The sequence below is a fragment of the Micromonospora sp. SL1-18 genome (assembly GCF_047921505.1).
Classification (GTDB): domain Bacteria; phylum Actinomycetota; class Actinomycetes; order Mycobacteriales; family Micromonosporaceae; genus Micromonospora.
Genome location: NZ_JBLROA010000006.1, coordinates 101,394 through 116,068 on the forward strand (window position 1 = coordinate 101,394; position 14,675 = coordinate 116,068).

The 14,675-nt window shown below is 68.3% G+C and carries 12 protein-coding genes; 9 read left to right on the forward strand and 3 right to left on the reverse strand.

Annotated features, from left to right (window positions below; all coding sequences use genetic code 11):
- Positions 1-6 precede the first annotated feature (6 nt).
- The 4 genes from ACNAW0_RS04400 (at position 7) to ACNAW0_RS04415 (ending at position 8,012) form a co-directional block, all read left to right on the forward strand.
- Entirely contained in the window at positions 7-2,604 is a 2,598-nt protein-coding gene (locus tag ACNAW0_RS04400; protein ID WP_416286408.1) for a M64 family metallopeptidase, read from the forward strand.
- Positions 2,605-2,884: 280 nt separating this feature from the next.
- A complete protein-coding gene (locus ACNAW0_RS04405) occupies positions 2,885-4,975 on the forward strand; it encodes an OmpL47-type beta-barrel domain-containing protein (RefSeq protein WP_416286409.1) in 2,091 nt (696 codons plus the stop codon).
- Between the two features lie 215 nt (positions 4,976-5,190).
- Positions 5,191-7,308, forward strand: a complete 2,118-nt coding sequence (locus tag ACNAW0_RS04410; RefSeq protein ID WP_416286410.1) for a peptidase M6 — start codon at positions 5,191-5,193, stop codon at positions 7,306-7,308.
- A gap of 95 nt (positions 7,309-7,403) precedes the next feature.
- Positions 7,404-8,012: an RNA-guided endonuclease InsQ/TnpB family protein gene (locus ACNAW0_RS04415; RefSeq protein ID WP_416286411.1), complete on the forward strand. Its 609-nt coding sequence runs from the start codon at positions 7,404-7,406 to the stop codon at positions 8,010-8,012.
- 41 nt (positions 8,013-8,053) lie between these two features.
- On the opposite strand, the gene ACNAW0_RS04420 is transcribed toward ACNAW0_RS04415, so the two are convergent.
- The 3 genes from ACNAW0_RS04420 to ACNAW0_RS04430 all read right to left on the reverse strand — a co-directional run bounded on the left by ACNAW0_RS04420 (position 8,054) and on the right by ACNAW0_RS04430 (position 9,549).
- On the reverse strand, positions 8,054-8,614 hold the full coding sequence (locus ACNAW0_RS04420) for a TlpA family protein disulfide reductase (RefSeq protein WP_416286412.1): 561 nt from the start codon (positions 8,612-8,614) through the stop codon (positions 8,054-8,056).
- Entirely contained in the window at positions 8,611-9,021 is a 411-nt protein-coding gene (locus ACNAW0_RS04425; protein ID WP_416286413.1) for a hypothetical protein, read from the reverse strand. The genes ACNAW0_RS04420 and ACNAW0_RS04425 overlap by 4 nt, the downstream gene beginning before the upstream one ends.
- A gap of 84 nt (positions 9,022-9,105) precedes the next feature.
- Complete coding sequence (locus tag ACNAW0_RS04430) at positions 9,106-9,549, reverse strand: hypothetical protein (RefSeq protein WP_416286454.1); 444 nt, start codon at positions 9,547-9,549, stop codon at positions 9,106-9,108.
- Between ACNAW0_RS04430 and ACNAW0_RS04435 the strand changes: the two genes are divergently transcribed.
- The 5 genes from ACNAW0_RS04435 (at position 9,457) to ACNAW0_RS04455 (ending at position 14,456) form a co-directional block, all read left to right on the forward strand.
- On the forward strand, positions 9,457-10,419 hold the full coding sequence (locus tag ACNAW0_RS04435) for a proline racemase family protein (protein ID WP_416286451.1): 963 nt from the start codon (positions 9,457-9,459) through the stop codon (positions 10,417-10,419). The two genes, ACNAW0_RS04430 and ACNAW0_RS04435, sit on opposite strands and share 93 nt — an antisense overlap.
- Positions 10,420-10,559: 140 nt before the next feature.
- Entirely contained in the window at positions 10,560-10,979 is a 420-nt protein-coding gene (gene tnpA / locus ACNAW0_RS04440; protein ID WP_416286414.1) for an IS200/IS605 family transposase, read from the forward strand.
- On the forward strand, positions 10,976-12,217 hold the full coding sequence (locus ACNAW0_RS04445; RefSeq protein WP_416286415.1) for an RNA-guided endonuclease InsQ/TnpB family protein: 1,242 nt from the start codon (positions 10,976-10,978) through the stop codon (positions 12,215-12,217). The genes tnpA and ACNAW0_RS04445 overlap by 4 nt, the downstream gene beginning before the upstream one ends.
- A gap of 206 nt (positions 12,218-12,423) precedes the next feature.
- Complete coding sequence (locus ACNAW0_RS04450; protein WP_416286416.1) at positions 12,424-13,101, forward strand: GntR family transcriptional regulator; 678 nt, start codon at positions 12,424-12,426, stop codon at positions 13,099-13,101.
- Positions 13,102-13,262: 161 nt separating this feature from the next.
- On the forward strand, positions 13,263-14,456 hold the full coding sequence (locus ACNAW0_RS04455; RefSeq protein ID WP_416286417.1) for an amidohydrolase family protein: 1,194 nt from the start codon (positions 13,263-13,265) through the stop codon (positions 14,454-14,456).
- The last annotated feature ends 219 nt before the right edge of the window (positions 14,457-14,675 follow it).

Here is a 14,675-nt window from a genome sequence, read left to right on the forward strand (position 1 = left end):
CAGCCAGTGAGACTCAAGGTCGCGATCCTCGCGACGCTTGCCTTGGCGGCCGGTTTGCTCAGCGGCACCGGCCCGGCGAGCGGCGCCCCGGCGGACGGCCCGCCGATGCCGTTGCCCAGCCCGAAGGTGCATCCGATTCAGGTCACCGGCCCGGCGGCCGAGCGGCTGAATCTGATCATTCTCGGTGACGGCTACCAGTCGGACCAGCAGGGGATCTTCCTCAAGGACGTGGACCGCAACCTGGCCGTCATGTGGGCCACGGAACCGTTCCGGACCTACCGCGACTACATCAACGTGTACGCGGTGGAGATCGCCTCGATCGACTACGGCGTCCGGTGCGACCCGGACGGCCGGGTACGCAACCCGGACGGCACGATCCGGGACACCGGTCAGCGTGAGGGCCCGATCAACACGAAGAACACCGCCCTGCGCATGATCTACCAGAACGGCTGTAGCGACCCGCTGTCGCGCGGCACCGTCTACGGCGGCGCCCCGGAGAACTGCGCGAGCTACGCCGCCTACTACCCGGCCGGGGTCAACCCCTGCGAGACCGGCAGCCAGGCGCACAACAGGATCATCGACACCTACGTGGCGCCGGTGCTGGGCATCCCCCGTACCGCACAGAACGTGCAGAGCCTCGCAATCTTCAACACGTTCACCTACGGCGGGATCGGCGGTAGCAACGCGACGACCTCGGGCGGCTCCCCACAGGGCCCGCTGATCTCGCTGCACGAGATCGGACACTCGCTCGGCACGTTGGCCGACGAATACCCCTACTCCTCCCGTGACGTGGTCCGGCCCTGCTACACCGGCGGTGAGCCCAGCAGCTTCCACCACACCACCTACACCGATCCGCAGAAGATGGTCGAGGACCAGAAGAAGTGGTGGCGCTGGGTCGGCGAGGAGAGCCGGTCCGGCGGCACGATCGGGGTGCACGAGGGCGGCGGCACGTACCCGTGCGGCCAGCGCCGGCCGAGCGAGCACTCGATGATGCGCTGGATCGGGTTCGACTTCGACCAGGTCGGCCTCGAGCACATGGTCGCCCGGGTGACCGGCATGCGTAACTCCGGGCAGATGAACGTCCGGCACACCCCGCTGGGCACGGTGCCGTCCGACAGCGTGCTGTGGGTCGAGCCCGGCCAGCCGCGCTACCACGAGCTGCAGGTCACCTGGCGCATCGGTGGCCCGAACGGCACCGTGCTCGACACGCACAACAGCCGCAACCTCGACCTCGGCGAGCTGGACCTGCCCGCCGGGACCGTGGTGCACGTCGAGGTGCGCGACCCGGTGGGGCCGGACGGCACCGACTGGGTCCGCAACCCGTCAACCGGAAACGCGGCCACCGACTCGGGCTACAACGGGCCACGGTTCGTGCAGACCCGGCAGTGGACTGTGGGTGACACGAAGGCCGCACCGTCGTCGCCGGCCGCGACCATCACCGGCTCCACGCCGAACACCCAGCCGGTCGCCGGCGACGAGGTGGTCTACGTGCGGACCAACCACCCGAACGACCGGATCCTCGACGTGGCCTGGTCGCTCGACGGCAAGACGCTGCCGAACCCGCACAACAGCCGCAACCTCGACCTCGGCGCGCTGAAACTGGCGTCGGGCACCCACAAGCTGGCGGCGGTGGTGACCGACCCGACCGATCCGGGTGGCGTCTCCGACCGGATCGAATGGACCGCCGACAACGCGATGCCGACCGCGCCGCGTACGCTGTCGAAGCCGCTGACCCGGCTCGCGGACAGCGTGGAGCATCCGGTGTACTTCGACGGCTGGGACATGTGGCTGGACCCGCAGGACGACCACACCGGATACGACGAGGACCGTTACGTCGTTGGCCAGCTCCGGTTGGACAAGGACGGCTGGTTCAACTACTTCGGATTCCCGGAGCAGCCGATGCCGGAGTCGCCGTTCCAGTTCCGCCACTCGGGTACGAACATCAAGGCCCTGACGTACGGCAACCTCGGTACCGGTGGCCTGTCGAAGGCGGCGTTCGAGCAGACCCTGCCCGACGACCACCCGGGCGGTGGGTTCGTGCCGGGCTTCGGCACGCACCTGGTCGAGCACCGGGCCATCGACGCGGCCGGCAACATCGGTGGGCCGAGCGCCTACCGGGCCACCGTGCTGCCGGGCTCGTCGCCCAACTGCACGCGGACGCTGAGCGGCCAACAGCCGCGGGTCGTGGCCAGCGAGGGTGTGACCTGCCTCAAGGGCGCCCAGGTGACCGGCGGGGTGTCGGTGCGTTCGGGCGCTTCGCTGGTGGTCAGCGACAGCACGATCGACGGCGGGTTGGCGGCGACCGGGGCCCGGGCAGTGCAGCTGTTCGGCAGCACGGTGAACGGCAGCTCCCGGATCACCGGCACCACCCGGGACGTGACGATCGCCGGCAGCACCTTCGACGGCTCGCTCACCCTGTCGGACAACGTCCAGGTGACCGCCAACGAGCGGTTCAGCCGGCTGGCCGGCGCCTACGGACCCGTCCTGGTCGGTAGCCAGATCAACGGATCGCTGAGCTGCACCGGCAACAGCGCGGCGGCCAAGGACTTCGGCGCGCCGAACAAGGTGAACGGTGCCAAGGACGGTGACTGCGCCGCTCTGTAGCACCCCGTCGCCAAAATAGGAACATGTGGTGGGCCGGCAATCGCCGGCCCACCACTCTTTTGTCATTGTCGCCCCCGGACACGAATAGCTCGCGGAGGACCGGAGCGTCGGCTCGTTGCGACAGTGGTTCGATCCGCCGACGAGAAACCACGACAATTGTAGATAGTTATCCCGGTGAATAACGAAATAGGATTCTCGACAAGATCCCTTTCGCGGAAGAGTCCACCGGTCGGCGGACCCTGCCGCGGATCTACCGCGTCCAGTAACGGAGGAAGCCGCTATGGCCAGGCGTTTCTCGGCTGCCATCGCGCTCGGTGCACTCGTCGTGCCCGGCGCCCTGGTCGTCGAGTCATCCGCGTACGCGAACGAGTCGGTGGAGAGGCGGGTCGATCTCTCGGTCGGGCTGTCCGACCATATCAATCTGGCCGGCACCGGGTTGGTGTCGGCGGTCCTGCGGAGCACCGCGGCCTTCGATGCCACCGCTGTGGACCCCGGAAGTGTCATGCTCGGTGCGCCCGGGGCTGGGGGTGCGTCACCCGCGAAAAGCGCCGACGGTGCGGTGATCGCCACGAAAAGAGATATCGACGGCGACGGCCGTGCCGACCTCGTGCTGCACTTCGACAAGGCGGATCTCACCGGTGACGGCGGACTCGGCCCGGACAGTGCTGAATTGACGTTGTCCGGTCGGTTGTCCGACGGCCACGAGATCACCGGCGTCGACCACGTCGACACCGAGATCGCATTCGAGATAAAGTTCGCCGAGTCGCTCGAGATCCGCGGGGCGAACGCCGGCCTGCGCAGCGAGCGCGGCCAGAGCCTGCGGCCGGTCGAGAGCGTCCTCGACCGGCATGGCCGGGTTCGGGACCTGGTGCCGATGGTGCAGAGTGTCTCGTCGGCCGAGCTGGCCGAGCTCGCCGATGAGGCGGCTGAGCGTACCGGCGAGGCCGCGCCCGACATGTCCTCCTGGTACCGCCTGACCATGCCCTCCGGGGTGGACGCCGAGGCCGTTCTGGCCGAGCTCGCGGCGCTGCCGGAGATCGCGCACGTCTATCCGGTGCCGGAGCCGGTGCCGCCGCCGTCGACCACGCCGGACTTCACCGGTCGGCAGGGATACCTCCGCCCGGCGCCGACCGGGATCGACGCCGACTTCAGCCGGCGCGACTCCCGACTGCGCGGCACCGGGATCAAGGTCGCGGACCTCGAGTACGACTGGAATCCGTTCCACGAGGATCTGCAGTTGGACTGGTCGAGCGATCTGGGCAGCGACGCCTTCCCGCGCTACACCGGCTTCGCCGACGAGCACGGCACGGCGGTGTTCGGCATCATGGCTGGCGGTGACAACGAGTACGGCGTCACCGGCGGCGTCCCCGACGCCGAGTTCTACGGCATCTCGCCGAACGAGCGGCTGGCCAACGGTCGCACCTCGTGGAACCCGGGGCCGGCACTGGTCTACCTGGCGGCCAACGGCGGCCTGCGACCGGGGGATGTCGTGCTGTTGGAGCAGCAGACCTCGAGCCCGCTCGGCGGCAGCCGGTACGCGCCGCTGGAGTGGATCCCGGCGGTGTTCGACGCGATCAAGCTGCTAACCGGGCTGGGCGTAACCGTGGTGTCGACCGGAGGTAACGGCAACACCAACTCCGACGACCCGATGTACACCCGCAACGGCATCCGCTGGTTCGACCCGACCGTGCAGCACTCCGGCTCGATCATGGTCGGGGCCGGGAGCAGCACCGGTCACGATCGGCTTAGCTTCTCCAACTACGGCACCCGGTTCGACCTGCAGGGCTGGGGGCAGAACATCACCACCACGGGGAGCAACGGAAACCTGCAGGGTGGAACGAACCCCGCGAACCTCAACATCCGTTACACGCAGTCGTTCGGTGGCACGTCGGGCGCCGGGCCGATCGTGACGAACGCCGTCGTGGCCATCCAGTCGTATCTCAAGGCCACCGGCCAGGAACCCTGGAGCAGCCAGAAGATCGTCGAGGTGCTTCAGGCCACCGGTACGCCGCAGGGCGCGGCGACGGCGGGCGAGCACATCGGACCGCTGCCGAACCTCGAGGCCGCCTTCAAGGCGATCGAGGTCGACGCGCCGGTGACGACCATCGCCCTGAGCCACCATGACGACCCCAACGTGCAGTGGGTGGCCAACCCGCTGGTCACGCTGAGCGCCGACGACGGTTGGGGCGCCGGTGTTTCCGGTATCGAGTATCGCCTCGATGGTGGACCGTGGCAGGACTACCAGGCGCCGTTCCGGGTGAAGGGACCGGGCCAGCGCACGATCGAGTACCGGGCAACCGACCACAACGGCAACGTCGAGATCGCCAAGACGTTGACCTTCGACAACCCATCGGTGCCGGTGCGCCGCTAGACGGCTCCCGCCGGGCCCACCTCGGTCAGGTCGCCGAGGTGGGCCCGGTTGCCTGCCCTCGGCCGCCACTGTGGACGCTGGCCGTCCGCTGGCACCCAGGCAGGCGCAGCCAAGTTCTTGACCGCCCCGGCCCCCTCCGGTGTGATAGTGCAATAGCACACCTGGGTCCTCCGTCACGCACAAGCGTTACACGGAAAGGGGACATTGTGACAGACATGCTCATCCCACGACGAACGCCCTGGCGACGGAAGTGGCGGCACCTTGTTGCCGCGGCGGGTGCCGTCGTCCTGCTCGCCACCACGCCGATCCAACCAGGCTACGCCGCACCCCCGGTCGACGGCTCGGGCAAGCTCCAGCCGGTCGATCCGCAGAACTGGAAGAACCAGTACGACATGACCTGGGCGGACTGGAAGGACATTCCACACACCCAGTGGAACGACCCGAACGTCAAGCCGTCCGTGCGGGGTCTGCGTATCGCCCTGGTCGCGGTCGACTTCGCCGACCAGCCGTTCGTGATCACTCAGCCCAAGAAGAGCGACCAGTTCGGTAACCCGCAGATCGACCCGATCAGTCGCGATGCCGTCCCGGAGTTCTATCGGAACTACTACATGACTCCCAACGAGCTCAACCATGGGCGCACCATCCACGAGTACTGGATGGAACAGAGCCGTGGCCAGTTCGGGGTCGCCACGCTCGACGCGTTCGGGCCGTACCGGATGCCGCGGCACCTGTTCGAGTACGGCCTGAACGAGTGGAACCAGCAGTCGGCCTGCCCCAAGGGGTTCACCTGTAACGGAAACCTCGACAACGACGCGGCCAACGCCTGGCGCGCCGATCAGCACTGCACCGGCAACTGCGGGTACGACGTGATCCTGCGGGTCTATGCCGGATACGACGAGACGAGCATCTGGCAGGAATTCGGCGAGATGATGTTCCTCAACAAGGAGGACATCCCCGACGAGTGGGGCCCGCCGGCCGAGTTCAACAAGGACGGCAGCCTGCTGAACTGGGCGCCGACCCGCTACGTCGAATGGACGTCGTGGAAGGCGGCCGCCCAGCACTGGGGCCTGTCCTCGATTCGGCAGGGGGAGAGCTCCGGCACGATCACCCATGAGATGGGCCATTTCTTCTTCCGGATCGGCGACAACAACAACAATCCGTTCGCCCACCGGCAGAATCCGCCGCAGCCGCTCCACCGGGTCGGCTCAGCACCGTGGGACATGATGGACCGGGGATCGTTCAACGGGCCCGGCGGCCACCACATGCGCTGGGTGGTGCCGCCGAACCAGGGTGGCTGGAGCCCGGCCGGCCTGATGCTTCGCAACAAGATCAACATGGGCATCGTTCCGGACAGCAACGTCCTCCAGATCAGCCGTGAGGCCCTGGCCAACTCGGGTGTCGTCGTTGCCGAGGTCACCGCGCGGGCCGTCGATCCCGGATCGAAGGGCGTCTCCGGCGTCAAAGTCGCCCTGGACGGCGCGGGTCGCCCCGACCGCACGCCCGACTGCAACATCAACACGGATCCGTTCTGCCACGGCAACACCGGCTGGGACGACTACACCGTCGAGGTCGTGGACCGGATGGGCTTCGACTCGTTCACCCCGGACAACGGCGTCCTGATCGCGAAGAACAAGAGCCGGGAGAGCAACACCTGCGGCTACAACTGCTTCGACTGGGTGATCGACGCCAACCCGCAGGACATCGAGATGGTGGACTACTACGCGCCGGACGGCACCCCGGTGATGGCCACCATTGCCGACCACCGCCAGCTCAACGACGCCCTCTTCCACGCCGGGACCGACTCCGGTTCGAAGTACGAGTACGTCGACGAGGCAAACCGACTGCACGTCTACGTGTTGGACCTCCGCCGGGACGCCGACGGCATCCTCACGTACACGGTGGCTATCCGGTCACTGGACGGATCCGGGCCGAACGCGCGCGGCGTGGCGCTGGGGCAGCCGGTGAAGCAGGGCATCCAGCCGTCGCGGACCGCGCAGTGCACGTTCCCGCTGAGCAACACCGGAGCGGCGGGCGTCACCGCCGGACATCCACGCGACCTGTCGGCGTACGTCGACTCCGACGTCTACCGTCTCTCGGCGAACTCCGCGGGCAACGGCTGGACGACGTGGATGCCGTACGAGGTCGTGGCGGCGAAGGCCGGCGGCACGGTCGAGGTGCCGGTCTACGCCACCCGGACCCCCGGTTCGGCCGACCGGGCCACGGTCACCCTGACCGCGACCTCGGAGAGCGACCCGAGCAAGTCGACGAGCGTGACCTGCCAGGTGCACGTCAAGGACACCACTCCCGGCGCCGGTGAGGGCCAGGGGCAGTGACCCGGAGGTAACTCGCCAGACGCGTCCGGCGGCAGCCCGATCGGGCTGCCGCCGGTTGTGTTACCGCGCCCGCGGATGGACGACTACGATCTGAGGTGAGAGGGCTGGAAGCCGAACGGCTACTGCGGCTGGAACGCAAGGCGGCCCGCCAGAAGCGGGCCCGTGAACCGTTCGAGCGCACCTCGAACCGCCTGCACCGCACATACGACCAGATCGCCGGGTTGCGCGCGAGAGCCAAGCGCCGCCGCCACGACTGGCAGCACAAAACCACCACGGCCATCGCGCAGCAGTACGGCATCGTGGTGGTGGAACGCCTACGGATCAAGAATATGACCCGATCGGCGAAGGGCACCGTTGAGCGGCCGGGAAATAGGGTGCGGCAGAAAGCCGGACTGAACCGGGTGATGCGCAACGAGGCGCACGCCCGCACAGTCGCCCTGCTGGAGTACAAGCTGGCTGAGCGCGGCGGACAACTGCTGCCAGTCCCGGCCGAGTACACGTCGCAAACGTGCTCAACCTGCGGGCACCGAGACCCGACGTCTCGTGCCGGCATCCGCTTCGCGTGTACCTCATGCGGTTGGGTCGGCCACGCCGACACGAACGCGGCAGTGAACATTCTCAACGCGGCCGGGCTTGGCCGTGTACGGACGTGGAGCCCCGCACCTGAGGGCTGTGAAGCGTCAACCACCCGGCGGGCCGCATGAGCGCCGCCATGAATTTGCCCTCCTTCAGGGGGCAGAGGAAGTCAATTGGCGACGAGGTCGTCGAGCTGCGTGCGCAGCGTGTCGGTGCCGCCGGGCCAGCCACGGAGCAGTTTGCCCCCCTTGCTCACCAGCGCGACCAGCGGCGGCTCCTCCACCCGATACTTCCGCCAGATCTGTCCGGTCGGATCGATCCCCACCGGGTGTTCGACCCGGTTGTCGCGGACGTACTGGCTCATGCGCTCGACGGTCGAGTCGGTGCCCACGCCCACGAAGAGGACCACGTCCCGGTAGTCCTTGGCGAGCTGGTTGATCTCCCGCTGCTGGTCGGCGCAGAGCGTGCACCAGGCTTCGAGGAAGACCAGGACGACCGGGCGACGGTCCCACTGCTCGGCCATGTTCAGGGCCGTCCCGTCGAGCAGTTCCAGGGTGAATCCGGGCGCCCGCGGAGCGTTCGCTGGCGGGGCGACGAAGGTGACGCCCTTGGGTACCGGACCCGGGAGGGCCGCCGGCGGGGGCTGGTCGACCTTGCCCGTCGAGCCGGTGCAGCCGGCGAGCGCCAGGGCGACGACGAGCAATGCCGGAAGACTGCTGCGGAATCTCATGAAACCACCACCTCGCCCGCGATGTCCGCGGCGTCGCTCTTCTTGATCGGCACGGCCGGGCGATCTTCCAGGACCAGCACGTGTCCCTCGACCTGCTCCGTCGCCTCGACCTTGAGCAGCATCACGCACAGCGTCGGCTCGCGCTTGACCTTGCTGAAGTCGACGTCCATCGCCTTCTCCGAGGTTCCGGTGGGGAGGGTGCCCCGCGCGATCTCGCGGCCGTCGCCGTCCTTGATGACGAACGGCGCCTCGGCGTGGGCGAAGCGGTAAGGCCCGGCTCCGGAGCAACTGGTGCCGGGCGGGCGCAGGTTCCAGTCGGGCACGGTCAGTCGGATGACCTGGGTCTTCACTGGGGCGGAGGGTGGGTCGGAGCAGCCGCTCGCGAGTGTTGCGCCGAGCATGGCCATGCCGAGCAGAAGCCCTCGTCTTTGGTTCATCGAGTTCCTCTCGACTCGAGGGCCCGTCCGCGCGAGCGTTGGCGGCCGGGTCGCTCATGGACGCTGGCGGTCGTGCTTGCGTTGGCTTGCCGTTTGTGGCGAGTCGACGCGGTGCGCGTGACCTCGGACTCCCGGGATCACGATCGAGAAGGGAGGCTGCAATTGTACATTGCACCAGCCGGTTTCGCGCCTTCCATTCGGCAGGCGATCAAGCTGTCGATGGACATCGTCGGCCGGTACGGTGGGCCCTGCCGCCCGCCCTGGGTGCCGCTCATCGCCGAGCAGCAGCGCGTCGTCCGGGAGGCTACCGAAAAGGCGATCGCGGCCGGATGCCGATAGCGAGAGGGCGGTAGACATTTGCGCACCAACCGGGTGTTCCATGCGGTCGACTCGCACACCGAGGGCATGCCGACCCGGGTGATCACCGGTGGCGTCGGTGTCATCCCCGGCAGTTCGATGGCCGAACGCCGCCAGCACTTCCTCGACCATCTCGACCACATCCGCACGCTGCTGATGTTTGAGCCTCGTGGACACTCGGCAATGAGTGGGGCCATTCTGCAACCGCCTACTCGACCGGACGCCGACTGGGGTGTGCTGTATATCGAGGTGAGCGGGTGCCTGCCGATGTGCGGGCACGGCACCATCGGGGTGGCCACGGTGCTGGTGGAGACCGGCATGGTGCCGGTCACCGAGCCGGTGACCGAGATCCGCCTCGACACGCCCGCCGGCCTGGTGGTCGCCGAGGTGGCGGTACGCGACGGGCGTGCCGAGTCGGTCACCTTGCGGAACGTCCCGGCGTACGCGCACGAGTTGGACGCGACAGTCGAGGTGCCCGGGCTCGGTACGCTCACCCTCGATGTCGCGTTCGGCGGCAACTTCTACGCCATCCTCGGGCTCGGCCAGCTCGGCATCGCGTTCGCCCCGGCGGACGGCCGGCTCCGGCAGCGGATGCTGGACGCCGGGCTGGCCATCATGGATGCGGTTACCGAGCAGCTCAAGCCGGTGCATCTGGAGAATCCCGACATCGCCGGCTGCCATCACGTCTATCTCGCGGCGCCCGGTTCGGACGCCCGGCACTCCCGGCACGCGATGGCCATCCACCCGGGCTGGTTCGACCGGTCACCGTGCGGTACCGGCACCTCAGCCCGGATGGCCCAACTGCACGCTCGAGGCGAGCTGCCGTTGAACACCGACTTCGTCAACGAGTCGATCATCGGAAGCCGGTTCGTCGGGCGGCTGCTCGAAGCCACCACCGTCGCCGGCCGGCCGGCGGTGGTGCCGATGTTCACCGGTCGCGCCTGGATCACCGGCACCGCGCAGTACTTCCTCGACCCTACTGACCCGTTTTCCGCCGGATTCCTGCTCTGACCAACTCGGTAGCGGGAGCAGGGCAAGGCGGCGCAGGAGTTCTACCGATCTGAGGCGAGAGGGCTGTCGTCTTCAGGCGGCAGATGAATCGCTGCCCTGGCGCCGCGCTGTTAGTTGTACGTCGTCTGTATACTAGGGACGTGGCTGGGTATCAGACGAATCGCGGGGCGACGTACAGCCTCGGATACCACGTCGTGTGGTGCCCGAAGTACCGTCGGCCTGTGCTCGTCGGCCCGGTCGCCGAACGTCTGCGGGACCTGATCGGACGCAAGTGCGCCGAGCATGGTTGGTCGATCGTGGCGCTGGAAGTCATGCCTGATCACGTTCACCTGTTCGTTCGAGCGGACCCGGCGGCGTCGCCGTCGTATGTCGCGAATCAGCTCAAGGGCTTCACCTCGCGGGTGTTGCGCGACGAATTCCCGCAGCTGCGCAGCCGGCTACCCACCCTGTGGTCCCGGTCGTTCTTCGTGTCGTCGGTCGGCAACGTGTCCGTGGCGACCATCGAGAAGTACGTCGAGACCCAGTGGGAGCGACCGTGGAGGAAGGGAGGGACGTCGTGAAGATCAATCGCGGATATGTGCGTCGTCTCATCCTCACCCCGGGGCAGGTCGCCGCCCTCGATGTGCAGGGGCATGCCGCCCGCGCCTTGTGGAATTTGCTGCACGAGTGGTGGATGTGGGGTGGCACGGGCCGACGGCCGAGCCTTAAGGATGCTGACGAGGCGATCCGCCAGGCCCGCCGGGATATTCCTTGGCTTGCTGACCTTCCAGCCCAGGCCGCCCAGCAGGTGTTGAAGACGTACGTGCGGGCATGGAAGAACTTCTTCGAGGGCCGCGCACGGCCGCCGGAATTCAAGAGCCGGGTACGGTCGCGCATGGGCGTGGATGTGCCGCAGGCCCGCGATCTCGCGGTCACCCGTCTGTCCCGCCGCGTCGGGCAGGTACGCGTTGCGAAGGTCGGCGTGATCCGGTTCCGCTGGTCCGGGCCGATCCCCGGCATCGGCCGGGAACCCGGACGCACGACCGGCGCCCGCCTCGTCAAGGATGTGCTGGGCTGGCACATCGTGTTCCGCACCGAAGTGCAGACCGCAACACCGGCACAGCACAACGGACCCGCTGTCGGGATCGACCGGGGCGTCAACGTCGCCCTGGCCCTGTCTGACGGCAACGACCAGACGCACGGAGCCTGGCTGCGGCCCAAGGAAGCCGAACGGATGCTGCGGCTGGAACGCAAGGCGGCCCGCCAGAAGCGGGCCCGTGAACCGTTCGAGCGCACCTCGAACCGCCTGCACCGCACATACCACCAGATCGCCGGGTTGCGCGCGAGAGCCAAGCGCCGCCGCCACGACTGGCAGCACAAAACCACCACGGCCATCGCGCAGCAGTACGGCATCGTGGTGGTGGAACGCCTACGGATCAAGAACATGACCCGCTCGGCGAAAGGCACCACCGAACAGCCGGGCCGTAACGTGCGGCAGAAAGCCGGCCTGAACCGGGTCATGCGCAACGAGGCGCACGCCCGCACGGTTGAACTGCTGGAGTACAAGCTGACCGAGCGCGGCGGGCAACTGTTGCCGGTGCCGGCCGCGTACACGTCGCAGACGTGCTCGACCTGCGGGCACCGCGACCCAGCGTCCCGCGCCGGTATCCGCTTCGTGTGCACGTCATGCGGTTGGACCGGCCACGCCGACACGAACGCGGCAGTGAACATTCTCCACGCGGCCGGGCTTGGCCGTGTACGGACGTGGAGCCCCGCACCTGAGGGCTGCGAAACGTCAACCACCCGGCGGGCCGCATGAGCGCCGCCAAGAATCTGCCCTCCTTCAGGGGGCAGAGGAAGTCAAACTTCGCTGCACACGGTCACGGTGGCGGCCGCATAGACATGAGCATGAGACGATCCGGGTGTCGCGGGATGGTTGGATCCGGTCCAACTATCCTACGAGCGAAGGGGGTGCGGTAATTGGCGCAGTCGTTGCATCTGCCGATGCTCGAGGTGCGGCGTAGCGTGCGTAGCCAGGTCGCTCACGCCCTGCGCGCGGCGCTCGTCGCCGGTGAGATGCGGCCCGGGGAGATCTACTCCGCGCCCACCCTTGCCGCGCAGTTCGGCGTATCGCCCACGCCGGTGCGGGAGGCGATGCTGGACCTGGTCAAGGAGGGCCTGGTCGAGACGGTGCCCAACAAGGGTTTCCGGGCCACCGAGCTCACCGACGAGGAACTGGACAACATCACCGAGATCCGGCAGCTTCTCGAGGTTCCGATGACCGTCCGGGCGGCGGGCGTGGCAGGCGCCGACGACCTGGCCCGCCTGCGGCCGATGGCGCAGCGGATCGTCGAGGCGGCGCAGGAGAAGGATCTGATCGCGTACATCGAGCATGACCGCGTATTCCATCTGGAACTGCTCGCACTGGCGGGCAACGCGAACCTGGTCTCGCTCGTCGGCGAGTTGCGGTCCCGGACGAGGTTGTACGGCCTCACGCGGCTCGCCGCCGACGGCGAGTTGGCCTCCTCGGCAGCGGAGCACCTCCAGATGCTCGACCTCATCGCCGCCAACGACGGGCGTGGCCTCGAACGGCTGATCAAGGCGCACATCGGACATGTGCGCGGTAGCTGGGCCGGCCGAGAGGAACGCCCGAGCAAGCAGCGGTCGCGAGTCGTGGCAGCGACCCAGGAGCACGTCCGCTGATTCCGGCGGTCGACCGGTGCCGGCGTACGGCCCCGGTCGGCCGAACCGCGGCCACCGGCACGTCACGGGACGGTGCCGTGTCGCCGTACCTGTGACAGGTCCACACGAAAGGAGGGAGCGACGGGCTCCCGGGCCACCCGGACTGCCCAGTCGCGAACCCGATGAGCGCGGTTCACACGCTGAGCGTCGTCAACGCTGCCATCTTCGACGGCGTCTCGGCCGAGCTGGCCGACGGCGTGGTCCACATCCACGACGGGGCCATCGTGTCGCTCGACGGCCCCGCCCACGGCGAGGTGATCGACGCGCGTGGTGGCACGGTCATACCCGGCCTCATCGACGCCCACTTCCACGCCTACGGCACCGGGCTGGATCTGCTCGCGGTCGAGTCCAGCCCCCTGAGCTACCTCTCGCTGGCCGGGGCCCGTCGACTCGCATCCGCCCTCAGCCGAGGGTTCACCACCGTGCGTGATGTGGCGGGCGGCGACCCCGGCCTGGCGAGGGCCGTCACCGAGAAGCTCATCACCGCGCCGCGGTACCTGTACACCGGGCCGGCGCTGTCGCAAACCGGCGGGCACGGCGATCCGCGCCCGGGGGACCTCGACGTGTGTGCCGGCGGAGCACATCTGGCCGAGATTGTGGACGGGGTCGACGCGCTGCGTCGTGCCGTCCGGGACCGCTTCCGCAAAGGCGCGCACGCAATCAAGATCATGGCGTCTGGTGGGGTGGTCTCGCTGACCGACCCGATCCGCATCCCGCAGTACTCGTCGGCAGAGATCCAGGCGGTGACCGATGAGGCCACCAGGCGTGGCAGCTACGTCGCTGCCCACGCGTACTCGCCGGAGGCGATAGCCCACGCCGTGACCAACGGGGTGCGCACCATCGAACACGGCAATCTCCTGGACGCGCCGACCGCCGACCTCATGGCTGAGCGTGGCGCGTTCCTCGTGCCCACACTGGCCGCCTACGACGCCATGGACCGGCGCGGCGAACAGGTCGGGCTCGCGCCGATCGGGCGGTCGAAGAACCGCGAGGTGTTGACGGCCGGCCGGCGGGCGATCGAGCTGGCCCGGGCGGCAGGCGTTCCGATCGGATTCGGCACCGACCTGATGGGCGTGCTGGAAGACGAGCAACTCACCGGGCTGCGGCTGCAGGTCGAGGTCGAGGGGGCGCTCGAGACGTTGCGCTCCGCGACCTCCGTCAACGCCGAGATCATCGGCCGGCCTGATCTGGGACGTATCGCCGTTGGTGCCCGGGCCGACCTCGTGATCCTGCCCGGTAACCCGCTTGAGGACCCAGCGGTCCTGTGGGCGCACCCAGGACGCTGGAGGGTCGTCAAGGACGGCCGGCTGGTCTAGCCATCCTTCCAGTCCGGCGGGAGCGCCGCCGCGTACTACCGGGCGGCGATCGGGCAGGTTCGGCACGCCTTCGACCGGATGCTGGCCGCGCGCTGCCGATCGGTCGTTCGCTCCGGTGCCGCCGGCGGGCGCACGCGCTCAGGTCGAGTTGGCGCTCGCCGCCGCCATCGAAAGTGACGCCGATCACACATTGCATTCCCCTGGTTGCAGAGGGGGCAC